Consider the following 25,198-nt stretch of genomic DNA (forward strand, 5'->3'; position numbering starts at 1 on the left):
TTGCGTGGAATTATAAAGCGTTGAAAATCAATTGCTTGCGCAATCCGTTTGCCGGCAGGCCCTCCGCCGGTCTATGAGCATGCACAATCGAACGATGATCAAGGCCCCGCCGCCCTCCGGCGCGGATGGCCTTCAATGGAGAAAATGATGCGCGAGACCATCGCAAACGCCTTGAAGGATGCACTCAAGGCCAAGGACGCCTGTCGTGTTTCCACGCTGCGCCTGATCCAGGCCAAGCTGAAGGACTGCGACATCGCCAACCGCGGCGCCGGCAAGGGGCCCGTGGAGGATGACGAACTGCTGCAGATCCTCGCCAAGATGATCAAGCAGCGCGAGGAATCCGCCAAGATCTTCGCCGACAACGCGCGTCCGGAACTCGCCGCCCAGGAGCGCGAGGAAATCAAGGTCATCGAGAGCTTCCTGCCCGAGCAGATCTCCGAGGACAAGATGAAGGACATCATCGCCGCCGCCATCCCCGAGATCGGCGCGCAGGGCCTGCGTGACATGGGCAAGGTCATGGCCGTGCTCAAGGAGCGCTATCCCGGCCAGATGGACTTCGCCAAGGCCTCCGGCATGGTGAAGGAGCTGCTGAAGTAATCCGGCAGCAGACATTTCGGCGAAAGGGCGGCTTCGGCCGCCCTTTCTGTTTTGCCCTTCCGCCCCAAGTGGAACCAAACCCGCGGCGCACCGTTATGCGGCGTGAACAGGAGCCTGACGATGCGGCAAGGTCCGCGCATCGGCCCGCCCCGGCGAAGTGCCTGCGATGCCGCCGGAACGTATGTGCGTCAGAGTCCGTCCGGTGGCCGTTCTCGAAACGGAGACCGAGCCGATGCGCCTATTCTTCCTTCTGCCCGTCCTGCCGCTTCTCGCTGGCCCGGTGCTTGCGCATGATGCGCCGAGCGGCTGGCAATACGCGCGGTTCTGCTGCAACGGCAACAGCCACAACGGCGATTGCCAGAGGATCCCCGCGACCACCGTGCGCATCATCGACGGCGGCTTCCAGGTGACGCTGGCGCCTGGCGATCACCGGCTCGCCACCCGCCCTCACGTCTTCCGTCTGCCGCAGACGGCGGCGCGTCCCTCGCAGGACGGCGAATACCATCTCTGCCTTTTTCCGACCGAGGACACGCCCCGCTGCTTCTATGCGCCGGACATGGGCTTCTGACTGCTGCCCTGTGAATTGGCTGTGGGCGGGGTGGTAAGACTGGCGGCGGGCCGCCGGCATGGTTATATGGACCTCGACCGAGGTACCCATGCGCTTTTCCAATGCTTTCCTAGACGAGATTCGCGACCGCGTTTCGATTTCGGACGTGATCGGCAGACGTGTGACCTGGGATCGCAAGAAGACCAATGTGTCGCGCGGCGACTACTGGGCCTGCTGCCCGTTCCACGGCGAGAAGTCGCCGAGCTTCCATTGCGAGGACCGCAAGGGCCGCTACCATTGTTTCGGCTGTGGCGTTTCCGGCGATCATTTCCGTTTCCTCACCGATCTCGACGGGCTGTCTTTCCCGGAGGCCGTGCAGCAGATCGCCGATCTTGCCGGCGTCGCCATGCCCCAGCCGGACCCGCAGGCCGAGCAGCGCGAGAAGGAGCGCATGGGCCTTGTCGAGGTCATGGAAATGGCGGCGCGCTTCTTCCAGGACCAGTTGCAGACGCCGGGCGGCGCGAAGGCGCGCGCCTATCTGCGCGACCGCGGGCTGACCGGCCGCACCATCGAGACCTTCCGTCTCGGCTATGCGCCGGAGAGCCGCAACGCGCTGAAGGAGTTCCTGGCGGGCAGGGGCGTGCCGAAGGAGGCGATCGAGGCCTGCGGCCTCGTCGTGCACGGGCCCGATATCCCCGTTTCCTATGACCGCTTCCGCGACCGCATCATGTTTCCGATCCTCTCGGTGCGCGAAAAGGTCATCGCCTTCGGCGGCCGCGCCATGTCGCCGGATGCGCCGGCGAAATACCTCAATTCCAACGAGACCGAGCTCTTCCACAAGGGCAGCGTGCTCTACAACCATGCCCGTGCGCGCAAGGGCGCCCAGGGGGCTGACGGCGCCGGCACCATCATCGCCGTCGAAGGCTATATGGATGTGATCGCCCTTTACCAGGCGGGCATCGAGAATGCCGTGGCTCCGCTCGGCACCGCCCTGACCGAGAACCAGCTGGACCTGCTCTGGAAGATGACGCCCCAGCCGGTGCTCTGCTTTGACGGGGACGGGGCGGGCATTCGCGCGGCGAACCGCGGCGCCGACCTTGCGCTTCCCTTCATCAAGCCGGGCCGCACGGTGCGCTTCGCGCTGCTGCCCGACGGCAAGGACCCGGACGATCTCGTGCGCCACGAAGGCCGCGCGCCCTTCGACAAGGTGCTGGCCAATGCCCGTCCGCTGGCCGACATGATCTGGAACCGCGAGGTGCAGGGTTCCACGCTCGACACGCCGGAAAGCCGCGCCGAGCTTGAGGCGCGCCTGCGCCAGATCACCGCCGCCATCGCCGACGAGGACGTGCGTCGTCATTACCAGCAGGATATGCGCGACCGTCTCAACGCCTTCTTCCGCCCCGCTCCGCGGTCGGGCGGCGGCGGCTTTTCCGGCGGCCGGCCGGGCAGGGGTGGTGGCCGTGGCGCGCCGCAGGGCAATGCCGTGCCGTCGGGCATTTCCGACCGGCTGGCGCGTTCGGCGCTGGTGCGCGGCGCGCAGGAGCTGCCCGCCCTGCGGGAGAGCGTGCTGGCGCTGACCGTCGTCAACCATCCCGGCCTGTTCTTCAGCGATTACGACGAAATCGCCATCATCGAATACGAGAATCGCGACCTGCAGCGCCTGTGGTCCTCGCTGCTCGGCATTGCCGGTTCCATCGGCACCCGGCTCGACCGCGACCGGCTGGTCGAGGAGCTGGAGGCGGCCGGGTTCGACACGCTGCTGAAGGGCCTCGAGCAGCAGATCCGCAATTCCCGCCTGTGGATCGCCACCGCGGAGGCCGCGCCGGAGGATGCCCGCGAAGGCTATCTCCAGGCGCTCGCCCTGCACAAGCGCACGCGCGCCCTTCTGTGGCAGCGCCGCGAACTGGAGCGTGAACTGGCGATGGCGACGGAAGAGGGCGACGGCGAGCGTGTGCCGCAGATCCTGCGCGCCTTGCAGGAGGTGCAGCTCGAGACCGTGCGCATGGAGAACCAGGAAGCGATCATCGAGGGCTTCGGCGTGCTCTCCGGCCGCGTGAAGGGGCCTGCGGGCAAGTAGGCCGCTCTCGAGGCCTCTCAGCTGTCGTAGACGATGGAGAGCTTGTTGCCCGAGGGATCGCGCACATAGGCGGAATACCAGTTCGGTCCGTAATGCGGCCGCGGGCCGGGCGCGCCTTCGTCCATGCCACCGTGGGCAAGGGCGGCCGCGTGGAACGCCTGCACCTCTTCGTGCGAAACGGCGGGAAAGCCGATCATGGTGCCGTTGCCGGCACCGGCCGGCTCGCCATCGAACGGCGTGCACAGCCAGAGCTTGAAGCCGTCCTCGCCTCCGCCCCTGGTGTAGCTGCGCCAGCCCGGAAATTCGGACTGCATTGCCCAGCCGATGGTCGAGAGCACGGCGTCGTAGAACGTTGCTGTCGCGGCGGCGTCCGTAGCGCCCAGCGTTGCATAGACTTCCATCGCTTTTTCCTCCCTTGCGATCGTTTGCAATTTACCGCGAATCATGAACAAATCAAGAACATTGTGTGTGAGTGCAAAACGTGACGGCTGGATGGTTGCCGCAGGTGCCGGGCTTGGCCAGAATAGGGGCAAGGAAAAGTCGATCATGATTCAAGCCAAATCCCTCAGCCCCGTCTCCCGGTTGTTCGATGCACCCGGGGCAAAACCGCTCGACGTGCTCAAGCGCGTCTACGGCTACGACGCCTTTCGCGGCAAGCAGGAAGCGGTGGTGGAACGCGTGACGGCAGGGGGCGACGCCGTCGTCCTCTTCCCGACGGGGGCCGGCAAGTCGCTGTGCTTCCAGATCCCCGCGCTCTGCCGCGAGGGCGTCGGTATCGTCATTTCGCCGCTGATCGCGCTGATGCGCGATCAGGTGGAGGCGCTGAAGCAGCTTGGCGTGAAGGCCGCGGCGCTCAACTCTTCCCTGTCGCGCGAGGAATTCTTCGCCGTGCGCGATGCCATGCGCACCGGCGACCTCGACCTGCTCTACGTGACGCCGGAGCGTATCGTCACAGACGGCTTCGCCGAGCTCGTGGCGGACGCCCGCATCGCGCTCTTCGCCATCGACGAGGCGCATTGCGTTTCGCAATGGGGGCACGATTTCCGGCCGGAATACCGCACGCTCGGCCTGCTCGGGGAGCGTTACCCCGGCGTGCCGCGCGTCGCGCTGACGGCGACGGCCGATCCGCATACGCGCGACGACATCATCGAGCGTCTGGGGCTGGAGGAGGCCGAGGTCTTCACGACCAGCTTCGACCGTCCCAACATCGCCTACGAGATTGCCGAGCGCGACCAGCCGCGCCAGCAGCTCCTGCGCTTCCTGTCGCGCCACCAGGGCGAGAGCGGCATCGTCTACTGCCTGTCGCGCGCCAAGGTGGAAGACACGGCGGAGTGGCTGAACACGCAGGGTATTCGCGCGCTGCCCTATCACGCGGGCTTCGACCGCGCGGTGCGCGATGCCAACCAGGACGCCTTCCTCAAGGAGGAAAATCTCTGCCTCGTCGCCACCGTGGCCTTCGGCATGGGTATCGACAAGCCGGATGTGCGTTATGTCGCGCATCTCGACCTGCCGGGTTCGGTGGAGGCCTATTACCAGGAGACGGGGCGCGCGGGGCGTGACGGCCTGCCCTCCGAGGTCTGGATGGCCTACGGCATGGCGGATGTGGTGCAGCGCCGGCGCATGATCGACGAAGGCGGGGCCGCCGACGAGATCAAGCGCATCGAGCGCGCCAAGCTGATGGCGCTGCTCGCCATCTGCGAGACGGCCGGCTGCCGGCGCAAGGCGATCCTTGCCCATTTCGGCGAATCCCATGCCGGCGGCTGCGGCAATTGCGATACCTGCCGCAACCCGGTCGAGACCTGGGACGGCACGGAAGCGGCCATCAAGGCGCTCGCCGCCGTCTACCGCACCGGCGAGCGCTTCGGCGCCGGGCATGTCATCGATGTCCTGCTGGGCGCGGTCAACGAGAAGACCGAGCGCTTCGGTCATACGGAAATGCCGGTCTTCGGGGCGGGCAAGGATATCGCGCCGCGTGTCTGGCAGTCGATCTTCCGGCAGTTGCTGTCCATGGGCCTCATCAGCGTCGATCATTCCGCCTTCGGCGCCCTGAAGCTGGAGCCGGAGGCGCGCGCCGTCTTCCGCCACGAGCGGGAGGTGCTGTTCCGCAAGGACCGGCCGCAGACGGGACGCAAGGCGAAGGCCGGCGGCTCGCCCGCCGCCCGCGAGCGCTCCAACCTTGCCGGTTCCGACCGCGAGCTGTTCGAGCTGTTGCGCGCCGAGCGGCTTTCCATCGCCAAGGATCTCGACGTGCCGCCCTATGTCGTCTTCCCGGACACGACGCTCATCGCGCTCGCCAAGGAGCGCCCGCGCGACCGGGAGGAGCTTCTGGATATTCCGGGCATCGGCGTTTCCAAGCGCGACCGGTTCGGCGATGCCTTCCTGGCGGTGATCGACGACTTCGTCGGTTAAATTTCAACGCGGTGTCGGAACGTTCGGCCGTGCTTCGTCCTTGCTCCGGATCATCACGGAGGATGGTACGATGAAAGTCACGCAGCATCTCTGGTTCGAGAAGGACATGGAGGCCGCCATCGGCTTCTACGCCTCGCTCATTCCCGGTTCCTCGGTTCACTGGGTTTCGGCATTGCCGGCCGAAACGCCGAGCGGGCCGCCCGGCAGCGTCAAGATTGCGAGCTTCACCCTCGGCGACCAGCGCTACATGGCGATCGAGGCCGGGCCGCTCGATCCGTTCAACCACAGCTTTTCCATTATGGTGGAATGCGAGACGCAGGGCGACCTCGACCGCCTCTGGGATGCGCTGAAAGACGGCGGATCGGTGGAGCAGTGCGGCTGGCTTCGGGACCGCTGGGGCCTTTCCTGGCAGATCGCGCCGCGGCGGCTCGGCGAGCTGATGAGCGATCCGGACCAGGCGAAGGTCAAGCGCGTCACGGAAGCCATGCTGACGATGATCAAGCTGGACATCGCGCCACTGGACGCGGCGGCGGCCGGCTGAGCGGGCTCCCCTACATCCGAACCGTCATCCCGCCGTCCACCACGAGAACATGTCCATTGACGAAGGAGGCGGCGTCGCTGGCGAGGAAGAGGGCGGCGCCGGCGATTTCGTCGGGGCGCGCCCAGCGCTGCACGGGGATGCGCAGGCGCACGAAGGGCATCAGCTCGTCATTGGCGGCCATGGCCGCATTGGTTTCCGTCGCGAACCAGCCGGGCGCGATGGCATTGCTGGTGATGCCGTCAGGACCGTATTCGACGGCCATGCTGCGCATCAGGCCGGTCAGGCCGTGTTTGGCGGCGGGATAGATGCCATCGTTGGGCATGGCGACATGGCCGCCGATGGAGGTGACGGCGATCAGCCGGCCGTGGCCGTTGCGCTTCATCAGCGCGGCGGCATCGCGCGAAAGGCTGGCGGCGGCGGCAAGGTCGGTGCGGATCAGCTCGTCGATATCATCGTCGCTCAGTTCGGCGAGCGACCGGCGATTGCGCGCGCCGACATTGTTGACGAGCACGTCGAGGCGGCCGTGCTGGCGCTCGATGTGGGCCAGCGTCTCGCGCTGGGCGGCCCGGTCGGCAATGTCGAAGGCGGCGGCCGAGGCGCTGCCGCCGGCGGCCGCGATCTTTTCCACGGCGTCGTCGAGCGTTGCCGCCGTGCGCCCCGTCACCACCACATGCGCGCCGGCCTCCGCCAGCGCCCTGGCGATCTCGAAGCCGAGGCCGCGCGCGGCGCCGGTGACAAGGGCGATGCGGCCCTTCTGGGAAAACCTGTCCAGGATCGTCATTGCGGCCTCCTTTCGTGGCGCCAACGGACAGGGGCAGGGCGTGGCTGTCAACCCCGATGTGCGCGCAGGGACTGGACTGCACGGCTTTGCCCCTCGTCGAAAAGGCGCTATGTCCGGCCGCAGAAAGGATTTTCCCATGGCCCAGAACATCTACGACCAGCCCGCCTTCTTCGAGGGGTACAGCAGCCTTCCCCGTTCGGTGCACGGGCTCGCGGGCGCGGCGGAATGGGAATCGGTGCGTGCGCTGCTGCCGGCTCTTGTCGGCAAGCGCGTCGTCGATCTCGGCTGCGGTTTCGGCTGGTTCGCCCGCTATGCGGCGGAGGAGGGCGCTGGCAGCGTGCTTGCCCTCGACCTCTCGGAAAACATGATCGCCCGCGCGAGGGCCGAGACGGCATCGGACGCCGTGCGCTACGAAATCGCCGATCTCGACGGCCTGGAATTGCCGGCCGGCGCGTTCGATTTCGCCTATTCCTCGCTCGCCTTCCACTATGTCGCTGATTTCGAGCGGCTGGTGCGCACCATCCATGCGGCGCTCGTGCCTGATGCCGCCTTCGTCTTCACGATCGAACATCCGCTCTACATGGCGCCCTCCGCGCCTGACTGGGCGCAGATCGGCGGCCGGACCATCTGGCCGGTCGACGGCTACCTGATCGAGGGGCCGCGCACCACCGACTGGCTCGCCAAGGGGGTCGTCAAGCATCACCGCACGCTGGGCACGACGCTGAACACGCTGATCGCCGCCGGCTTTACCATCCGTCATGTCGAGGAATGGCGGCCGAGCGAGGCGCAGCTTGCGGCGCATCCGGAATGGCAGGTGGAGCTCAACCGGCCGATGTTCCTGCTGATCGCCTGCGATCGTTCCTGAAAAGCGTGCGGCGGCCTTTTATGCAGGCCGCTGCTGCGCTAGAACTCGTCTTCGTGGAGCCAATTCGCCGGCATCACGATCAAAAAGAACAGCCGGCGTCATCGGAAGGGGAACCGAGCCCATGGACCGACCGAAACTGCCGCTCGATGGCGCCTGCCGTTGCGGGCGGGTGAAAATCCGCATCAGCGCGCCACCGATGATCACCATGGCCTGCCATTGCACCGGCTGCCAGCGCATGTCGGGCAGCGCCTATTCCCTGAGCGCCGCGATCCCCACGGAAGGCTTCGCCGTCGTGGAAGGCGAACCGGTGGTCGCCGGAGCAAGCACCGAGGCGGGGCACCATTTCTGCCCGGACTGCATGACGTGGATGTTCACCCGGCCCGCCGGGCTCGATTTCTTCGTCAACATTCGTCCCACCATGCTCGACGATGTCAGCTGGTACAGCCCCTTCATCGAGACCTATACCAGCGAGAAGCTTGGCTGGGCGACGACGCCGGCCGTGCACAGCTACGAACGATTCCCGGCGATGGAGGATTTCGAACCGCTGCTCGCCGCCTATGCGGCCAGCGCCACTTGAACCCGCCGCCTGAACCGTCCCCCTGTCTCAAAGCCGTGAGTGCGTGCCCATGACCTCCGCCTTCATCGCCCACCTTCAATCGGAAATCGCCGGCCTCAAATCGGCCGGCCTCTACAAGTCCGAACGCGTCATCACCTCCAAGCAGGCGGGCGAGATCGCCGTTGCCTCGGGTGAGCGCGTGCTGAACTTCTGCGCCAACAACTATCTCGGCCTTGCCGACAACGAGGAGCTGGCGGAAGCCGGCCGGAAGGCGCTCGACCGCTACGGCTACGGCATGGCGTCCGTGCGCTTCATCTGCGGCACGCAGGAGGAGCACAAGCAGCTCGAAGCGTGCATCTCCAGCTTCCTCGGACTGGAAGACACGATCCTCTATTCGTCCTGCTTCGATGCCAATGGCGGTCTCTTCGAGACCCTGCTCGGGGAGGAGGACGCCATCATTTCCGATGCGCTGAACCATGCCTCGATCATCGACGGCGTGCGGCTCTCCAAGGCGAAACGCTTTCGCTATGCCAACAACGACATGGCGGCGCTGGAGGAGGAGCTGAAGAAGGCCGAGGGCAGCCGCTTCAAGATGATCGCGACGGACGGCGTCTTCTCGATGGACGGCATCATCGCCAACCTTCAGGGCGTCTGCGATCTTGCGGAAAAATACGGCGCGATGGTCATGGTGGACGACAGCCATGCCGTCGGCTTCGTCGGCAGGCACGGCCGTGGATCGGCCGAGCATTGCGGCGTGGAGGGCCGGGTCGACATCATCACCGGCACGCTCGGCAAGGCGCTTGGCGGTGCTTCGGGCGGCTATACGTCGGGCAAGCGCGAGGTGGTGGAATGGCTGCGCCAGCGCTCGCGGCCCTATCTCTTCTCCAACACGCTGGCCCCGGTCATCGCCGCCGCCTCGCTGAAGGTCTTCGACCTGATCGACAACGGCGACGCGCTTCGCCAGCGGCTTTATGCCAATGCCGATCTCTTCCGCGCGGAGATGACGAAGCTCGGCTTCACGCTGGCGGGCGAGGGGCATCCGATCATCCCCGTCATGCTCGGCGATGCGAGCCTGGCGCAGGAAATGGCGAGCCGCATGCTGGCCAGGGGCGTCTATGTCATCGGTTTCTCCTTCCCCGTCGTGCCGCGCGGGCAGGCGCGCATCCGCACCCAGATGTCGGCCGCCCATAGCGAGGCGGATGTTCGCAAGGCGATTCAAGTCTTCGCCGAAGTCGGACGTGAACTGGGCGTCATTTAAAGAGTCTTCTGAATCCCTTGTGGAGATTTCGTCATGTCGAACATGATGCGTGCGCTGGTTAAAGCGAAACCTGAAGTCGGCCTCTGGATGGAGACTGTGCCGGTGCCGGAGGTCGGGCCGAACGACGTGCTCATCCGGGTCAGGAAGTCGGCCATCTGCGGCACGGACGTGCATATCTGGAACTGGGACCAGTGGGCCCAGAAGACCATTCCGGTGCCGATGGTCGTCGGTCACGAATTCGTCGGCGAGATCGCCGAGGTGGGTTCGTCCGTCACCAAGTACCATGTCGGCGAGCGCGTTTCGGGCGAGGGGCATATCGTCTGCGGCAAGTGCCGCAACTGCCGCGCCGGGCGCGGGCATCTGTGCCACTACACCAAGGGCGTCGGCGTCAACCGGCCGGGCTCCTTCGGCGAATTCGTCTGCATTCCCGAGCACAATGTCGTGCCGATCCCGCACGACGTGCCGGACGAGGTGGCGGCGATCTTCGACCCCTTCGGCAATGCCGTGCACACGGCGCTCTCCTTCGATCTCGTCGGCGAGGACGTGCTCGTTACCGGCGCAGGACCGATCGGCATCATGGGCGCGATGGTGGCCAAGCGCTCCGGCGCGCGCAAGGTGGTCATCACCGACATCAACCCCGTCCGCCTCGACCTCGCCCGCAAGGTCGGGATCGACCATGTGGTCGATGCGTCCAGGCAGGACCTGAAGGACGTCATGAACGAGATCGGCATGACGGAAGGCTTCGACGTCGGCCTCGAAATGTCCGGCGCGCCGCCGGCCTTCCGCTCGATGATCGACACGATGAACAACGGCGGCAAGATCGCCATCCTCGGCATCGCGCCCGACGGCTTCGGCATCGACTGGAACAAGGTGATCTTCAAGATGCTGACGCTGAAGGGCATCTATGGGCGCGAGATGTTCGAGACCTGGTACAAGATGATCGCCTTCGTGCAGGGCGGGCTCGACCTTGCGCCGATCATCACCCACCGCATCAAGATCGACGAATTCCGGGACGGCTTCGAGGCGATGCGCTCGGGCAATTCCGGCAAGGTCGTCATGGACTGGTACTGAGAGGAGTTGCGAGGATGAAATACGAAGGAAGCTGTCATTGCGGGAACGTCGCCTTCGAGGTGGAAGGCGAATTCGACAGCGGGCTCGACTGCAATTGCTCCATGTGCCGCCGGCGCGGCGGCCTGCTCGCCTTCGTGCCCGCGGAAAACCTGAAGCTGACGACGCCGAAGGAGAACGTGTCGACCTACACGTTCAACCGTCACGTCATCCAGCATCATTTCTGCGCCAATTGCGGCATCGCGCCCTATGGCGAGGGAAGTGATCCGAAGGGGAACAGGATGGCGGCGGTGAACCTGCGTTGCATCCCGGCCATCGACCTCGAAACATTGACGATCAACAAGGTGGACGGGCGTTCCTTCTGAGCCCATGCGATTCGGTTCGCGCGGGCGGGGCGGCGGCTCTTGTCTTTCCGGGATTTGCGCCTACATGATGGCTCAATCGCCCGGATCCGCCGACAGTCCTGTCCGCGAAGCCGAATCGTAGTCTTTTGCGGCTTTTTTGCCGGAAAAGCTTGACGGAACCGAAAATTCTGGGAATCACCATTGTTGGCTGTGAAGGAATGGGTACGGCGGATCGGGAAGTCATGTCAATTGTGTTGCCTCGGCAACATATCCACTGTCCCATGGGCCGGGCGGTGGTTAATCAGGATTTAATTGTCAATCCGTTAGGTCAGGGACGCTGATAAGCGATTGCGCATGCCGAAGGGCTGTCGGCGGCGGAATCCCTAACCGCTTGAAAACTGGATGCTCAGGAAAGCGACGAAATAAATGGCGACAAAGGTCAAAGAGAACGAGGAAGTCGAAAACGAACGCGAAGGCGCATCCGACGGCCCTCTTCTCGATCTTTCCGATGATGCCGTCAAGAAGATGATCAAGGCCGCCAAGAAGCGCGGCTACGTCACGATGGATGAGCTGAATTCCGTCCTGCCCTCCGAGGAAGTGACCTCGGAGCAGATCGAGGACACGATGGCCATGCTCTCCGACATGGGCATCAACGTCATCGAGGACGAGGACGCCGAAGAGGCGGCCCAGGGCGAGGACGAAGGCGGCGACGACGACGGCGACAGCGAAGGCGGGGAGCTGGCGACGTCCAGCGGCACCGCGCTTGCGACCGCCAAGAAGAAGGAGCCGACCGACCGAACGGACGACCCGGTGCGCATGTATCTGCGCGAGATGGGATCCGTCGAGCTTCTGTCGCGCGAGGGCGAAATCGCCATCGCCAAGCGCATCGAGGCCGGCCGCGAAACGATGATCGCCGGTCTCTGTGAGAGCCCGCTGACCTTCCAGGCCATCATCATCTGGCGTGACGAACTCAACGAAGGCCAGACGCTGCTGCGCGAGATCATCGACCTCGAGACGACCTATTCCGGTCCCGAGGCGAAGGCTGCGCCGCAGTTCCAGAGCCCGGAAAAGATCGAGGCCGACCGCAAGGCGGCCGAGGAGAAGGAAAAGAACCGCAAGCCGCGCACGGCCGCCAACGACGACGACATCACCAATGTCGGCGGCGAAGGCCTGCCGCCGGAGGAAGAGGAAGAGGACGACGACGAGTCGAATCTCTCGCTCGCCGCCATGGAAGCGGAACTGCGTCCCCAGGTCATGGAGACGCTCGACACGATCGCCGAGACCTACAAGAAGCTGCGCAAGCTGCAGGACCAGCAGGTGGAAGCCCGCCTGCAGGCGACCGGCACGCTCTCGCCCGCCCAGGAGCGCCGCTACAAGGAACTCAAGGACGAGCTGATCACGGCGGTCAAGTCGCTGTCGCTCAACCAGAACCGCGTCGATTCGCTCGTCGAGCAGCTCTACGACATCAACAAGCGCCTCGTGCAGAACGAAGGCCGCCTGTTGCGTCTGGCCGAGAGCTACGGCGTCAAGCGCGACTCGTTCCTGGAACAGTACAACGGTGCGGAACTCGATCCGAACTGGATGAAGTCGATCGCCAATCTGGCCGCCCGCGGCTGGAAGGAATTCGCCAAGAGCGAGAACACGACGATCCGCGACATCCGCCAGGAAATCCAGAATCTCGCCACCGAGACGGGCATTTCCATTTCGGAATTCCGCCGCATCGTGCACATGGTGCAGAAGGGCGAGCGCGAGGCGCGCATCGCCAAGAAGGAGATGGTGGAAGCCAACCTCCGTCTCGTGATCTCGATTGCCAAGAAGTACACGAACCGCGGCCTGCAGTTCCTCGATCTCATCCAGGAAGGCAATATCGGCCTCATGAAGGCGGTCGACAAGTTCGAGTATCGCCGCGGCTACAAGTTCTCCACCTATGCGACGTGGTGGATCCGGCAGGCGATCACCCGTTCGATCGCCGACCAGGCCCGCACGATCCGCATTCCGGTGCACATGATCGAGACGATCAACAAGATCGTCCGGACCTCGCGCCAGATGCTGCACGAGATCGGCCGCGAGCCGACGCCGGAAGAGTTGGCCGAAAAGCTCGCCATGCCGCTCGAGAAGGTCCGCAAGGTCCTGAAGATCGCCAAGGAGCCGATCTCGCTGGAAACGCCTGTCGGTGACGAAGAAGATTCGCATCTCGGCGATTTCATCGAGGACAAGAACGCGCTGTTGCCGATCGACGCCGCCATCCAGGCGAACCTGCGCGAGACGACGACCCGCGTTCTGGCCTCGCTCACGCCGCGCGAAGAGCGCGTGCTGCGCATGCGCTTCGGCATCGGCATGAACACCGACCACACGCTGGAAGAAGTCGGCCAGCAGTTCTCGGTGACGCGCGAACGTATCCGTCAGATCGAGGCGAAGGCACTGCGCAAGCTGAAGCATCCGAGCCGCTCCAGAAAGCTGAGAAGCTTCCTGGACAGCTAAGCAGGCTGCGCTGCTCCCTCGCTTGCCGAGGCGACGAAGACATCCCCAAAGCCTCGCCTTTTGGCGGGGCTTTTTGTTTTGGGCGATGGAAACGATCTTGCGTGCCTCAATGGCGGACCGTAGCGGATGCGGAGGAGAGTGAGTCGCATGCAGAAGGTGATGTGGCGGCTCGCCACATCGCCGTCGCCGCCCTCGGGCGGGCGGCGGCCTGACGGCTTACCAGCTGCCGCAGGTTTTCAACTGGTGCGAATATTTCGCGGCCATGTTCGCCGCCCGTTTCGCGCCGGCCTTGGCCGTCGAACTCCAGTTGCCGCGCTGGTAGCCGGCATGACCATGGTAGTAGGCGATGTAGAGCCGGTAGGTGTCGTTGAGCGCGATGCCGTTCGTGCGGTTGCTCTGGCTGTGGTACCAGGCGATGAAGCGGATGGCGTCGCTGAAGTCCGTGCGCTTGGCCGCCCAGCGGCCCGTTTCGCGCTTGTAGCGTTTCCAGGTGCCGTCGAGTGCTTGCGAGAAGCCGAGCGCCGTCGACTGGCGTTTCCACGGAATGAAGCCGAGCAGATAGGTGCGCGGCGGGCGCGCATTATGGCGGAAGCCCGATTCCGTATAGATGGTCGCCATCAGCACGGGGACGGGCACACCGTATTCGCGCTCGGCGCTATAGGCGGCACGCCGCCAGTTGTCGAAGAAGCCGTCGCGCTGCTCGAAGATGGCACAGGCATTCTGCGTCTGTCGCGGAACGGACGCACAGCCGGCGAGCAGCAGGAGGACGACGATCAATACGCAACGCATCGCTGATCCTCAAAATTTCCGGATATTTATAAAGTGTAAATCTTAACAATCCGTTTTGATTCAATTGCTCTTTAGCGCGTCCCATTCACGGCCGTGATCCGCCTATCAGATATGCAAATGCATTATTTTGTTGCGCTTTTTGGCCTTCCGGCCTAATCAATCCACAGCACGCCGGCCCTTCGCGCACGATTGTTCCGGACCGTGGAAGTCCCGTCCCGTTATCGGATTTCGGCCCGCGCCGTCCGGACGCATGACGGTTTGCGACCGGGCCCTCCCCAAGGCCCCAGTTCAGGAGAAAGAACCATGAAGAAGCAGATTTTTGCCGGAGCGTTTCTCGCCGCTTCCGTCGCCTTCGCGCCGCTTGCCCATGCCGATATCGTCATCGGCCTCATCGCTCCGCTGACCGGCCCCGTTGCCGCCTATGGCGACCAGGTCAAGAACGGCGCGGAAGCAGCCGTTGCCGAGATCAACAAGAACGGCGGCATTCTCGGCGAGAAGGTCGTGCTGAAGCTGACGGACGATGCGGGCGAGCCCAAGCAGGGCGTTTCGGCTGCCAACCAGATCGTCGGCGAAGGCATCCGCTTCGTCGTCGGCCCGGTCACCTCGGGCGTCGCCATCCCGGCTTCCGACGTTCTGGCTGAAAACGGCATCCTGATGGTCACCCCGACCGCGACGGCGCCGGACCTGACGGCGCGCGGCCTGACCAACGTGCTGCGCACCTGCGGCCGTGACGACCAGCAGGCCGAAGTTGCCGCCGGCTATGTGCTTGCCAAGCTCAAGGACAAGAAGGTCGCCGTGATCCACGACAAGGGCGCCTACGGCAAGGGTCTGGCGGATGCCTTCAAGGCCGCGCTCAACAAGGGCGGCGTCACCGAGGCGCTCTACGATTCGATCACGCCCGGCGACAAGGATTTCAGCGCGCTGGTCACCCGCCTCAAGGCTGATGGCGTCGAAGTCATCTACTTCGGCGGTTACCATCCGGAAGGCGGCCTGCTGGCCCGCCAGCTGAAGGACCTTGCGGTCAACGCCACGATCATCGGCGGCGAAGGCCTCTCCAACAGCGAATACTGGGCCATCGGCAACGAGGCTGCGGCCGGAACGCTCTTCACCAACGCGTCCGACGCGCTGAAGAGCCCCGACTCGCAGGCTGCCGTCGCCGTGCTGAAGGAAAAGGGCGTTCCGCCGGAAGCCTTCACGCTCAACGCCTATGCCGCCGTCGAAGTTCTGAAGGCCGGCATCGAGAAGGCCGGCAGCGCCGAAGATGCTGCTGCCGTCACCGCGGCGCTGAAGTCCGGCGAAGCCATCCCGACCGCCATCGGCAAGCTGACCTACGGCGAAAGCGGCGACCTCACCTCGCAGAGCTTCTCGCTCTTCAAGTGGGAAGACGGCAAGATCGTCGCTGCCGAATAAGGCTTTCGCGCATCGGAACTTACGAACGCCGGGGTTTTGCCCCGGCGTTTTTGTTTGCGTCCAGCGCTCTGGCATCGCTGTGGATTTGATCCGGAGCCCGCCCCGCGGCAAGTGGCCTTAACGCCCCGCCCGGAACTTCTCCTTCAGCCGCGCGATATCCGCCGCGCTCCAGTCCGTTACGTCGGTCACCGCGATCCACGGATCGACATAGTGCTCGCCGGCATAGACATGGCCAAGCCCCATGGGCGTGGTCGTCGCCATCGCCATGTCGAGCGTCAGTTGCAGGAAGGTGACGACCGGATACCACTGGAAGGCCGGCGAGACGTCCGGGCCGCGCGGCGTCGCCATCCAGGCCGGCTGGCGGTAGAAGGCATAGGGGTCGTAGAAGACGATCGGATCGCTGGCATATTGCAGATAGACGATGCGCATCGGCCCCCAATGGTCGCCGGCTTCGGGCAGCGCGTTCCTCTGGCTGGTGAAGCGCACGTAGGAACCGTCGCGGAAACGAGGCAGCCAGGCGGGCGTGTCGGGATTGCGATCCGCCGTCATCTTGCGCCAGATGCGGCTGGGGAAGGGCGGGCCGGACCAGAGCGCGCCCTGATAGGGATCGCCGATCACCTCGAACAGTTCTGCCGACTGCTCGGAGGAGAGCGCGCCGAGGCTGAGGCCGTAGAGGTAGAGTTTCGGCCGGCTTTCCTTCGGCAGGCGCGTCCAGTGATCGTAGACGGCATGGAAGAGGGCGCGCGCGGCCTCCGCCCCGTAGTCCGGCTCGGCAAGCAGCGAAAGCCAGCTGGCGAGATAGGAATACTGGATGGCGACGCTGGCGATGTCGCCGTGATGCAGGTACTCGACCGTGTCGATGCCCTCCGGATCCACCCAGCCGGTGCCGGTCGGCATGACGATGAGGAGCGTCGAGCGCTCGAAGCCGCCGACGCGGATCAGCTCGTCGAGGGCGACCTTCGCCCGTGCCTCTGGCGTCTCGGCGGCGTTGAGGCCGGCATAGACGCGCAGCGGCTCCATGGCCGGCTTGCCGGTGAAGGCGGAAATCTCGGCCGCCGTCGGCCCGCTTGCCACATAGGAGCGGCCCATGCGGCCAAGCTCGTCCCAGCGCACCAGCGAGGCGGCACTGCCCGATTTCAGCGGATCGGACGGTTCGGCCGTATCGGGCTCGATCACCTGGTCGAGCCGGCGGAAGGAGGAATCGGCCGTGTGCAGCACGAAGCGCACGAGGATGCCGTCGGCCAATGTCCAGAACAGCGTCGCGGCCAGCGCCGTGCCGATGACATAGGAGAGCCGGCGCGGGGCCGCGCGGCGCGAGGTGCTGGCGAAGAGCGTGACGAGGAAGGCGAAGAACCGCCCGAGGCCGAGGAGCAGGAGGAAGGCGGCGAGCGCGATGAGGCCGACATAGAAGGGATGGGCCGTCTCGATGGGCGGCAGGTGCATCAGCGTGCGGATGGAATTCTGCCATTCCGCGGTACGCCACAGGAAGACGAGCGCCACGATGGCGCAGGCGCCGCCGGCCGCCGCCTTGAGCCCGAGTCGCACGCGATCCTTCGGCTCCGGCAGTTCCAGCCAGAACCACAGGGCGGACAGCGCGACGCCGAGACCGTAGCCGCAGGCCATGGCGACTCCCGACAGCAGCCCCTGCGTGACATAGGTGCGCGGCAGGAGGCTCGGCGTCAGCGAGGCGGCGAAGAACAGCGTGCCGAGCACCAGCCCGGTGGCGGAAAAGGAGAGGATGAGACGCCAGAACCAATCCCGCACCGTCTATCTCCTTTCGTTGCAATCGTTTCCGTCCAAACCTTGCACGCCGTCCCGTACGGTGCAACCGCCCGCTTCGGCGGGGCTTGGCGCAGGCGGGCCGGCCGCGATAGTCTGCCGCCATGGGGAGGCGGAAACCATGATGCGCAAGGAAAAGCCCGCGGAAAGCCCGGATGCCTATGTCGCCGCGCTTGAGGGCTGGCGGCGCGAGATCGTCGATGCCCTGCGCAGAGCGGTGGCGGCGGCCGGCGCGCCGGAAGAGCGCATCAAATGGGGCCACATCGTCTGCTTCTCCAACGGTCCCGTGCTGCTCATCCGCGCCGAGGCGGCGCGCGTGCTCTTCGGCTTCTGGCGTGGCAAGCGGCTATGCCAGATCGAACCGCGCCTGAAGCCCGGCGGCAAGTACGAACTGGCGACGATGACCTTTCTGGAGGGCGACAGGGTGGACGCGGTCATCGCCGAAACGCTGGTGCGTGCGGCCATCGCGCTCAATGCCGAGGTCGGCGATCCGACGCGGGCGAGCTGACGGCCCGCAAAAAATATCCCGCCCCTTGTCGGATCGCGCTGCCGCCCCACGTCCTTGTCCTATCCAACCAGGGAAGGAGACGACCATGATCTATGCTGACGGATTCGTTCTGGCCGTGCCGAAGGCCAATATCGAAGCCTACAAGGAGATGGCGCGTACGGCGGGCGCGGTGTGGAAGGAGCACGGCGCCATCGACTATGTCGAATGCATCGGCGACGACGTGCCCTATGGCGAACTCACCTCGTTTCCGCGCGCCGTGCAGGCAAGCGGTGACGAAATCGTGATCTTCTCCTGGATCACCTACGAATCGCGCGCGAAGCGCGACGAGATCGTCGCCAAGGTCATGGCCGATCCGCGCCTGCAGGGCGATGACTGGAAGGATGTCTTCGACGGCAAGCGCATGATCTATGGCGGCTTCCAGGCGATCGTCACATTGTGAGCGGCAGGCGGCTGCGCTATCAACGCAGCCGCCGCCTGAAAGAAAGGACCTGCCATGAACGAGCTTTATTACGCGATCGTCGGCACGAACACCGACACCAATGCCGGCCTTGCGCGCTTCATGGGCGTGATCCTGGTCTTCATCGTCGTCGTCGGCACGCTCTTCTGGGCAATCGGCTGAGGCCGGTCATGCCGCAGACGATCCTGACCGTTGCCACCCGGGGGCAGGGGCTCTACGAGTTCACCCGCGAGGTGGAAGGCTTCGTGCGCGATGCGAAGGTGCAGGCGGGGCTGCTCACGGTCTTCGTCCGCCACACCTCCTGCTCGCTGCTCATCCAGGAAAATGCCGACCCGGATGTCCGGCGCGATCTCGACCAGTTCTTCAAACGCCTCGTGCCGCCGGCCGACGATCCGTCCATGCGCTGGATTTCGCACACGCTGGAAGGGCCGGACGATATGCCGGCCCATATCAAGGCGGCGCTGACGCAGGTCTCCATCGGCATTCCCGTCATGGAGGGGCGCCTTGCGCTCGGCACCTGGCAGGGCCTCTACCTCTTCGAGCATCGCGACCGGCCGCACCGGCGCGAAATCGTGCTGCATCTCGGCTCTTGACGGAACCCGTTCTGAGGATGGAACGTTCCTGCGGCGATCCGCCGAGAGGAGAGAACCATGGCTGACACCGAAAGCATCAACCACGCCGTCATCGAGGCCCTGAATGCGCGCGATTTTTCCGCGCTCGCCGCCAGGGTGCATGAGGACGTGGCCATTTCAGGCATCGGCGAGGGCAGCGACAATGGCCGGGACGCGCTGCGCGACCGCCTCGCCCGGCATTTCGAGGCCTCGGACGAGAGCTATGGCGATGCGCTGGTGATGAGCGATGCGCTCGGCAACAATGTGGCGATCCGCGTGACAGCGCGCGGCAAGACCGCCGGCGGCGCGGCCTATTCGCGGGAGAAGATCCTGCTGATCGAACTGGAGGACGGGGTGATCACCCGGCTCGCCCTTTTCACCGGTTCATGAAGTTGAACGCAACCTGAACGGCGGATTCGGACTGCGTTCAGGCGGCCCGCCATATGGTCTCCTCAATCGCCGGACAGAACGCTTCGGCCGGAACAACAGGAGATGCTTCCATGACGACCATTCTGAAAAAGACCATTCTTGCTGCGGTCCTCGGCCTCGGCGCTCTCACTGCCGCCGTTCCGGCCGCTTCCGCCGCCAATCTTTCGGTGACGATCGACAATGTCGGCTACCGCAACGGCTTCCTCCAGGTGCAGGACTATGATGGTGAATGGGACGGCCGCGACCGTGAACGCGACCGCTGGGATCGCCGCCATGACCGCCGCCACGGCGACTGGGGCGGCCGCCGCGGTCGCTGCTCGCCGGACCTCGCCGTCGACAAGGCGCGCGATTTCGGCCTGCGCCGCGCCCGCGTCGTCGACGTCTCGCGCAGCAAGGTCGTGGTCGAAGGCTTCCGCCGTGGTGAATACCGCCGCATCGTCTTCGCGAACGACCGCGGTTGCCCGGCACTCTGGCGTTAAGGGCCGCGCCGGCCTGCCGGCGCCCGCCTGACGGAAACCGTCCACCTTGTCACCCCCGGCCGGCGGACGGCCGCCCTCCCGGTCTTGCCGGGAGGGTTTTTGCATTTTCTGGTTGCATGGTTGTTGCCTCACCGGCAAAGCCGTCTATCCTCCCACGCGGGAGGTCCATGATGCATGACCTGACATTGAAAACGGCAACGCCGGCGGATGCTTCCGCGGTGGGAGCCTTGCTGTCCCGCAGCTATCCGGCCCTGATGGGCGAGGCCTATGCGGCCGACGTGCTGGCGCCGGTCCTGCCGCTCATAACGCGGGCCAATCCCGCGCTGCTCGCCTCCGGCACCTTCTATATCGTGGAAGCAGCGGGGCGTGTCGTCGGCTGCGGCGGCTGGACCTTTGGCGCGCCGGGCTCGGGAGACCTCGTGGAGGGGCTGGCGCATCTGCGCCACTTCGCGGTCGATCCCGCTCATGTCCGCCAGGGCGTCGGACGCCTGGTCTACGATGCCTGCGCCCATGCGGCAGCCGGGCAGGGCGCCGTTCGTTTCCAGGCCTATTCGGCGCTGAACGCGGAGAGCTTCTATGCCGGCATGGGATTGCAGCGGCTGGACGTGCTTTCCCTCGTCATGACTCCTGGTATCACGATACCCACCATCCTCATGGAAGGCCCCGTCGTGCCGCGACCCTAGGCCGTCAGCCTTTCACCGGAAACGAAAAGGGCCGCGTTCGCGGCCCTTTCCTGTTATGCAATGCAGGTCTGTTTACTTGCCGAGCGCGAAGGTCACGTTGACGACGACGGAGTAGCTGTTCTCGCCGGTTGCGAGCGGCACCGAACCACCTTCGGCATAGTCCTTGGCGACGGCGCGCATCATCGGCATCGGCTCCGCGCGGTAGCTGGTTTCGGAGATTTCCAGCACGCGGCCGAGGCCGACGCCGGCGGCGTCCGTCAATTCCTTGGCTTTGGCGATGGCATTCTCCACGGCCTTCTTGCGCGCGGCGCTGACGGCCTCGTCCGGCTTGTCGTTGGTGAAGCGGATGCCGCCACCCTGGTTGGCGCCGAGCGTCACGGCCTTGTCGAGGATATCGCCGAGCTTGGAGAGATCGCGCACGCGCAGCGTCACCGTGTTGGTGACCTGGAAACCAAGCAGGATCGGCGGCGGGTTCTCGCCCGTCGAGCTCTGCGGATACTGGTACTGCGGGTTGATCGTGAAGCCCGAGGTCTGCAGGTCACGCTCCTCGATGCCGGCTTCCTTCAGCGCGGCGAGGATGTCGGCCATGGCCTTGTTGTTGGCGTCGAGCGCCTCGCGGGCAGTCTTGGCGTCCTTGACGACGCCGAGGTCGATCAGCGCCATGTCGGGCGCCATTTCGGCCTTGCCTTCGCCGGTCACGACGATGGTCGCTTCGCGCGGCTTGGCCGTGTCCTCGGCCTTTGCGGCCATCGGCAGGGCGGCGGCAAGGGCGAGCGAGAGGGCAACGAGGCTGGCGCCGGTGCGGCGGCCGAGGCTTCCGTGGAACATGCTGGAATATCTCCTGATAGTTGTGTCCCTTGACCCGTTTCTTCGCCCGCCATTGTGTAGAGAATACGGCAACGCTTGTGGGAAGAACCGATTTCGTCTAGACGCTAACCACCGTCGGCCGCCATTGACCGACGCCCCCGGCTTTGCCGCCGGGACGGGCCTGTAGCTCAATGGTTAGAGCCGGCGGCTCATAACCGCTTGGTTGGGGGTTCGAGTCCCTCCGGGCCCACCAATCCTCCACAGACGTCCCATACCGTCCACAGGCGTCTCCCAGACCCTAGCGTTTCCGGGCTTTCTGGATTACCTGGGACGCCTCTGGACACCCCAGCGATCCTATTTGTTGGCACGGTTGTTGGCATCAGACTTCGCGGTTTGCCGCGATGCCAACAAACTGGCGATTCCCGCCATTGAATCAACTGCTTGAACTGATTCGCTTTTTCCCAATTCGTTCGAGTCCCACCCGTTGCGGGTTCGAGTCCCATGGCCGAACCCACATCAAAATCTTGCAATCGTCGCTCCGGCTGGTGCAGAATGGCGAGGAGCTCAAGACGAGGCGAGATTGTGACGGGATTAGCCCCGGTAAACTTCGCCATGCCCGCAGATGCGGACCTTAGCCCTACGACAACCGGTTGAGATTTGAACGTAGGCCGGCAGCCTCGGCTGTAGTCGCGCAAGGCGGCTCGTAAGTGGTGACCGGATCTGATGTACAGACCCTTGCGTGTTATGGGTAGCTCCCGCCACGCTTGGGCGCCGGTGAGATGGCAACCTTCCGGCAGGTATGCAGGAATCTTTCGAGACCCTGTATCGCATCGAGCAAACCCGCTCCGGCGGGTTTTCTTTTGCGTTGAGATTGGCGAGCCCGAGCATCGGTTGAATTCGGGCAGTCAACGACTAGTCGAATTCACGCATGCTGAGTGAATGGGAACTGACCGCATCCATAGACGCGGTCAGCACTTGCCGGGTGTCCCGATCCCACGCGATGCTACTGTTTATTGGGTAGCGGACCGTAGTTATCGTAACTGTCCCTATGGAGCACACCCCGGAACTGAATCGGTTTCGCCTTCGTAGCGGTTAGTTTGATTTTCATAGGCATTTTGGGGGTGATTGCTCCTCCCATGGGAGCGATGGCCTGGGCGTTTACAACGATGCCATTAGTCAGCTGAATGCCTTTGTTAAATCCCCCAACATGAGGCTGTCCGCCGTTTAGCTCGAAACTGAGTTCATCCTGTTCATTGTCGAACATGAGAACGAATTGCGGATTGGGTTCCATTAGGTGAGATGCAGATATCGTAATCATGATCTCCTTTGAAGGGTCGCCTTCAAACTTATAGGTGAGGTTGGAAAATCCCATGTGCTGCGGAGTAAACGTATTGTTGCCTTGGATGACGTTTACAATCTGAACGATTGCTGCCTCGACGCCATTGGCGAACATGTCAATATAGACATTTTGAAGAAGCACGGGCGGCATTGCGGAGCCGTCTACACGCACGGGAATGATCTTGCACTCACCCTTTGTCGCCTTGAATAGCGCAGTCTGCCATTCGAGCTTGACCATACCGCTCTGAAGGCTTTTTTCTGAAACAAAGAAGAACACGAATTTTGGTGAAACCAGCCCTTCATTCATTTTGTCAATGATCCCGTCACCGGGCTGGATTGACCAACTGTCGTAAAAAACCTTGTCTTGTCCAAAAATTTCGCGAAGCCGTAGCGCAACCGGCTCGATAACAGGTTTATCTGCGTGATTATGACTTAGAAAAATCATCCGTACCCCTCCCTGAAAGTGTGCGACACAGGTAGGAATACGCATTAAAAACTTCAACTATGGATAAGCATTTGAGCAGGAGGTGCGTTTTCTGTGTAATCGTCCAGAGAAGTCCCACAGCAGCCCAATATTTGTTGGCATCAGTGTTGGCATCACGGCCGGCGCGACCGAATAAAATTGAATCATTACAGTTACTTAGGTGTCATGCTCCGGTTCCTCCGGGCCCACCAGCATCCTAAGCATCTGGATGTTCTTGCAATTTTAGGCCTCCTCGTTCTGTCGTACACATCGATGTACACACAACCGTACACATCGCGGCCCACTGAAAGGGTTCGTTATGTATCTTTGGCGACGGTCTTGCGGTTTTAGGTTCCAGCAACGGGTCCCGGCTAGGTTGCAGGGAAAACTCGGTTCTTCACTGATCAGAATCAGTCTCGGTCCGATTTCGGCGGAGGAGGCACGTCGTCGTGCCAGGATTCTGGCCGGAGCGTTGACCGATCTGATCGAGGAACCGCAAATGACAAGAGAAGTCCTTTCCGCCAGCCTGACGGCGCTCGCAACCGAGATCAACCGCATCAGGAGGCAGGACATGCATCTCATGTTCACGATGTAATCGGCAGCCCACATTCGCGAGATTAATGAAGACGAGTTCGCGAGCGACAACGATCGCGGAATAGCGGAACTCATGCGAGAGCACCGGGCATCATCAATTCAACGACGCAATAACCTGAAAGGGATTCGGGCCAGTTTGGAGCGGGTCGGCGCCGCGCTGGCTCAGGACAAGGTTGCCTGGCAGGCGGAGCGCGGGACGTATGAGAGCGTGGTGCGCGTTCTCGGATCGATTGAGCGCTCTGCTGCCGCTGCGCCTGCCGCCGTTGCGGTTCCGGCTACACCTATTGCCCCTGCCATTTCTTCGGAGCCAGAACCGGAGATCGAAGTTGATGCGCGGGCATTCAAGCCATCCACGCTGCTGAGCATCGCCGGGCGGGCAACTCTCGATGCCCGGAAGGCGGCCCTGAACTCCGACCATAAAGATGCGTCCCGGTATGAGGAGCGGCTTGAAACTGCGTTCTCTGCATTTCTGGAAGTCGTCGGCGACAAGGCGCTCTCATACTATCTGCCGATCCACATGCAGGACTTTGCGACCTTCCTCTCGCGTGTTCCCAGGAACCGTTCAAAGATCGCGTTGTTCAAGTGGCTGACGCTGAAGCAGACAGTCGATCTGAACGGGAAGCTGCCACTCGATCAACGCAAGCCTTGCCTGTCGGAAACGACGGTCGCCAGCTATCTCTCCGAAGTCAAGAATATCTGGTCTCAGGTGTCGGCCGGTGTCATGGGGCTCCGCGACATGGGAGCCTATCGTGTATCGATGCCGAAGGACGCCGCTGCGTCCATCGATCGGCAGCCCCTGGCAGCTCCTTCCCTGAACATCTGGCTGCGCGATGCGGCGACGCCCAGGCTCATGAATAAGCCCCATAAGGCATGGTTGCCCCTAGCTGGGCTGCTCACTGGCATGCGGCTGGCGGAACTGGTCTATCTCCAGCGAACTGACATCGTCGATGTCGAGGGTAACGAAGTCATCGATTTGACCAGACCGCTATCGGTCGGCGGGAAGGAGATAGACCTTCCGGTAAAGACGAAGACGTTGAAGCGCTACGTCGCAATCCACCCGCTGCTCCATGACACAGGGTTCATCGAATACGCCAAGAGCGTGACGTCTCCGGATGGTTTCGTGTTCGGCCACTTCCACAGCCTTCGGCACAGCGCCAAGGACTGGTTCCGCGAACATGCAGGGGAACGGCTGGCCGACCGCTCCGGAGGGCGTGGATTTCTCCGCGTTCAAAGAAAGACAACGGTAAGGTCTCGACGGCGCATGATAATCCTGCTTGATTGCGGGAACGCCATAGAATTGCTTCCAAAAATTGTATTCGGAGAATAA

Annotated in this window: 26 protein-coding genes, 1 tRNA gene and 1 pseudogene; 22 read left to right on the forward strand and 6 right to left on the reverse strand. The window is 63.7% G+C overall.

Going from position 1 to position 25,198, the window contains the following annotated elements; all coding sequences use genetic code 11:
• Positions 1-147: 147 nt before the first annotated feature.
• From V8U06_RS00215 to dnaG, 3 genes are all read left to right on the forward strand, one after another.
• A complete protein-coding gene (locus V8U06_RS00215; RefSeq protein ID WP_427139004.1) occupies positions 148-597 on the forward strand; it encodes a GatB/YqeY domain-containing protein in 450 nt (149 codons plus the stop codon).
• A gap of 232 nt (positions 598-829) precedes the next feature.
• Complete coding sequence (locus V8U06_RS00220; RefSeq protein ID WP_427139005.1) at positions 830-1,165, forward strand: hypothetical protein; 336 nt, start codon at positions 830-832, stop codon at positions 1,163-1,165.
• An 88-nt stretch (positions 1,166-1,253) separates the two neighbouring features.
• The gene (gene dnaG, locus V8U06_RS00225; RefSeq protein ID WP_427139006.1) at positions 1,254-3,221 is read left to right on the forward strand and encodes a DNA primase; all 1,968 of its coding nucleotides are present in this window, start codon (positions 1,254-1,256) and stop codon (positions 3,219-3,221) included.
• A 17-nt stretch (positions 3,222-3,238) separates the two neighbouring features.
• On the opposite strand, the gene V8U06_RS00230 is transcribed toward dnaG, so the two are convergent.
• The gene (locus V8U06_RS00230; RefSeq protein WP_427139007.1) at positions 3,239-3,622 is read right to left on the reverse strand and encodes a VOC family protein; all 384 of its coding nucleotides are present in this window, start codon (positions 3,620-3,622) and stop codon (positions 3,239-3,241) included.
• 145 nt (positions 3,623-3,767) lie between these two features.
• Between V8U06_RS00230 and recQ the strand changes: the two genes are divergently transcribed.
• A complete protein-coding gene (gene recQ, locus V8U06_RS00235; protein WP_427139008.1) occupies positions 3,768-5,630 on the forward strand; it encodes a DNA helicase RecQ in 1,863 nt (620 codons plus the stop codon).
• A 70-nt stretch (positions 5,631-5,700) separates the two neighbouring features.
• Positions 5,701-6,171 carry a VOC family protein gene (locus V8U06_RS00240; RefSeq protein WP_427139009.1) on the forward strand — a complete coding sequence of 157 codons (471 nt, stop codon included), beginning with the start codon at positions 5,701-5,703 and terminating at the stop codon, positions 6,169-6,171.
• A 10-nt stretch (positions 6,172-6,181) separates the two neighbouring features.
• On the opposite strand, the gene V8U06_RS00245 is transcribed toward V8U06_RS00240, so the two are convergent.
• Complete coding sequence (locus V8U06_RS00245) at positions 6,182-6,952, reverse strand: SDR family oxidoreductase (protein ID WP_427139010.1); 771 nt, start codon at positions 6,950-6,952, stop codon at positions 6,182-6,184.
• A gap of 136 nt (positions 6,953-7,088) precedes the next feature.
• On the opposite strand from V8U06_RS00245, the gene V8U06_RS00250 reads away from it, so the two are divergent.
• The 6 genes from V8U06_RS00250 (at position 7,089) to rpoD (ending at position 13,524) form a co-directional block, all read left to right on the forward strand.
• Positions 7,089-7,817 (forward strand): class I SAM-dependent methyltransferase, encoded by a 729-nt coding sequence (locus V8U06_RS00250; protein ID WP_427139011.1) that lies wholly within the window; start codon positions 7,089-7,091, stop codon positions 7,815-7,817.
• 121 nt (positions 7,818-7,938) lie between these two features.
• Entirely contained in the window at positions 7,939-8,394 is a 456-nt protein-coding gene (locus V8U06_RS00255) for a GFA family protein (protein WP_427139012.1), read from the forward strand.
• A 49-nt stretch (positions 8,395-8,443) separates the two neighbouring features.
• Complete coding sequence (locus V8U06_RS00260; RefSeq protein ID WP_427139013.1) at positions 8,444-9,631, forward strand: glycine C-acetyltransferase; 1,188 nt, start codon at positions 8,444-8,446, stop codon at positions 9,629-9,631.
• Positions 9,632-9,664: 33 nt separating this feature from the next.
• On the forward strand, positions 9,665-10,702 hold the full coding sequence (gene tdh / locus V8U06_RS00265; RefSeq protein ID WP_427139014.1) for an L-threonine 3-dehydrogenase: 1,038 nt from the start codon (positions 9,665-9,667) through the stop codon (positions 10,700-10,702).
• 14 nt (positions 10,703-10,716) lie between these two features.
• Entirely contained in the window at positions 10,717-11,064 is a 348-nt protein-coding gene (locus V8U06_RS00270) for a GFA family protein (RefSeq protein ID WP_427139015.1), read from the forward strand.
• A gap of 405 nt (positions 11,065-11,469) precedes the next feature.
• Positions 11,470-13,524, forward strand: a complete 2,055-nt coding sequence (gene rpoD, locus V8U06_RS00275) for an RNA polymerase sigma factor RpoD (RefSeq protein ID WP_427139016.1) — start codon at positions 11,470-11,472, stop codon at positions 13,522-13,524.
• A 216-nt stretch (positions 13,525-13,740) separates the two neighbouring features.
• On the opposite strand, the gene V8U06_RS00280 is transcribed toward rpoD, so the two are convergent.
• Positions 13,741-14,313 (reverse strand): transglycosylase SLT domain-containing protein, encoded by a 573-nt coding sequence (locus tag V8U06_RS00280; RefSeq protein WP_427139017.1) that lies wholly within the window; start codon positions 14,311-14,313, stop codon positions 13,741-13,743.
• A gap of 303 nt (positions 14,314-14,616) precedes the next feature.
• On the opposite strand from V8U06_RS00280, the gene V8U06_RS00285 reads away from it, so the two are divergent.
• Positions 14,617-15,723, forward strand: coding sequence for a branched-chain amino acid ABC transporter substrate-binding protein (locus V8U06_RS00285; protein WP_226918331.1), 1,107 nt, complete (start codon positions 14,617-14,619; stop codon positions 15,721-15,723).
• 117 nt (positions 15,724-15,840) lie between these two features.
• Here the strand turns inward: V8U06_RS00285 and V8U06_RS00290 are convergent, their stop codons facing one another.
• Positions 15,841-17,487 carry an alpha/beta hydrolase gene (locus tag V8U06_RS00290; RefSeq protein ID WP_427139018.1) on the reverse strand — a complete coding sequence of 549 codons (1,647 nt, stop codon included), beginning with the start codon at positions 17,485-17,487 and terminating at the stop codon, positions 15,841-15,843.
• 136 nt (positions 17,488-17,623) lie between these two features.
• Between V8U06_RS00290 and V8U06_RS00295 the strand changes: the two genes are divergently transcribed.
• The 7 genes from V8U06_RS00295 to V8U06_RS00325 all read left to right on the forward strand — a co-directional run bounded on the left by V8U06_RS00295 (position 17,624) and on the right by V8U06_RS00325 (position 20,669).
• Positions 17,624-18,010 (forward strand): DUF1801 domain-containing protein, encoded by a 387-nt coding sequence (locus V8U06_RS00295; RefSeq protein ID WP_427139019.1) that lies wholly within the window; start codon positions 17,624-17,626, stop codon positions 18,008-18,010.
• A gap of 85 nt (positions 18,011-18,095) precedes the next feature.
• Complete coding sequence (locus V8U06_RS00300) at positions 18,096-18,449, forward strand: DUF1428 domain-containing protein (protein ID WP_427139020.1); 354 nt, start codon at positions 18,096-18,098, stop codon at positions 18,447-18,449.
• Positions 18,450-18,503: 54 nt separating this feature from the next.
• Positions 18,504-18,629 (forward strand): hypothetical protein, encoded by a 126-nt coding sequence (locus tag V8U06_RS00305; RefSeq protein ID WP_256463795.1) that lies wholly within the window; start codon positions 18,504-18,506, stop codon positions 18,627-18,629.
• A gap of 8 nt (positions 18,630-18,637) precedes the next feature.
• The gene (locus tag V8U06_RS00310; protein WP_427139021.1) at positions 18,638-19,060 is read left to right on the forward strand and encodes a secondary thiamine-phosphate synthase enzyme YjbQ; all 423 of its coding nucleotides are present in this window, start codon (positions 18,638-18,640) and stop codon (positions 19,058-19,060) included.
• Positions 19,061-19,117: 57 nt separating this feature from the next.
• A complete protein-coding gene (locus V8U06_RS00315) occupies positions 19,118-19,468 on the forward strand; it encodes a nuclear transport factor 2 family protein (protein WP_226918336.1) in 351 nt (116 codons plus the stop codon).
• Between the two features lie 110 nt (positions 19,469-19,578).
• Entirely contained in the window at positions 19,579-19,986 is a 408-nt protein-coding gene (locus tag V8U06_RS00320) for a hypothetical protein (RefSeq protein WP_226918337.1), read from the forward strand.
• A gap of 167 nt (positions 19,987-20,153) precedes the next feature.
• Positions 20,154-20,669 (forward strand): GNAT family N-acetyltransferase, encoded by a 516-nt coding sequence (locus tag V8U06_RS00325; RefSeq protein ID WP_427139022.1) that lies wholly within the window; start codon positions 20,154-20,156, stop codon positions 20,667-20,669.
• Positions 20,670-20,741: 72 nt separating this feature from the next.
• Here V8U06_RS00325 and V8U06_RS00330 read toward each other — a convergent pair whose 3' ends face one another.
• Positions 20,742-21,497 carry an SIMPL domain-containing protein gene (locus V8U06_RS00330; protein WP_427139023.1) on the reverse strand — a complete coding sequence of 252 codons (756 nt, stop codon included), beginning with the start codon at positions 21,495-21,497 and terminating at the stop codon, positions 20,742-20,744.
• Positions 21,498-21,653: 156 nt separating this feature from the next.
• Here V8U06_RS00330 and V8U06_RS00335 point away from each other — a divergent pair.
• A tRNA-Ile gene (locus tag V8U06_RS00335) sits at positions 21,654-21,729 on the forward strand.
• Positions 21,730-22,479: 750 nt separating this feature from the next.
• Here the strand turns inward: V8U06_RS00335 and V8U06_RS00340 are convergent.
• On the reverse strand, positions 22,480-23,259 hold the full coding sequence (locus tag V8U06_RS00340) for a toll/interleukin-1 receptor domain-containing protein (RefSeq protein WP_427139024.1): 780 nt from the start codon (positions 23,257-23,259) through the stop codon (positions 22,480-22,482).
• Between the two features lie 337 nt (positions 23,260-23,596).
• On the opposite strand from V8U06_RS00340, the pseudogene V8U06_RS00345 reads away from it, so the two are divergent.
• Together V8U06_RS00345 and V8U06_RS00350 are read left to right on the forward strand one after the other, a co-directional pair.
• Positions 23,597-23,755, forward strand: a pseudogene (locus V8U06_RS00345) (DUF6538 domain-containing protein); the annotation flags it as partial.
• Positions 23,756-23,944: 189 nt separating this feature from the next.
• Positions 23,945-25,198, forward strand: coding sequence for a hypothetical protein (locus V8U06_RS00350; RefSeq protein ID WP_427139025.1), 1,254 nt, complete (start codon positions 23,945-23,947; stop codon positions 25,196-25,198).

The sequence above is a fragment of the Shinella sp. G-2 genome (genome assembly GCF_050172695.1).
Lineage (GTDB): Bacteria > Pseudomonadota > Alphaproteobacteria > Rhizobiales > Rhizobiaceae > Shinella.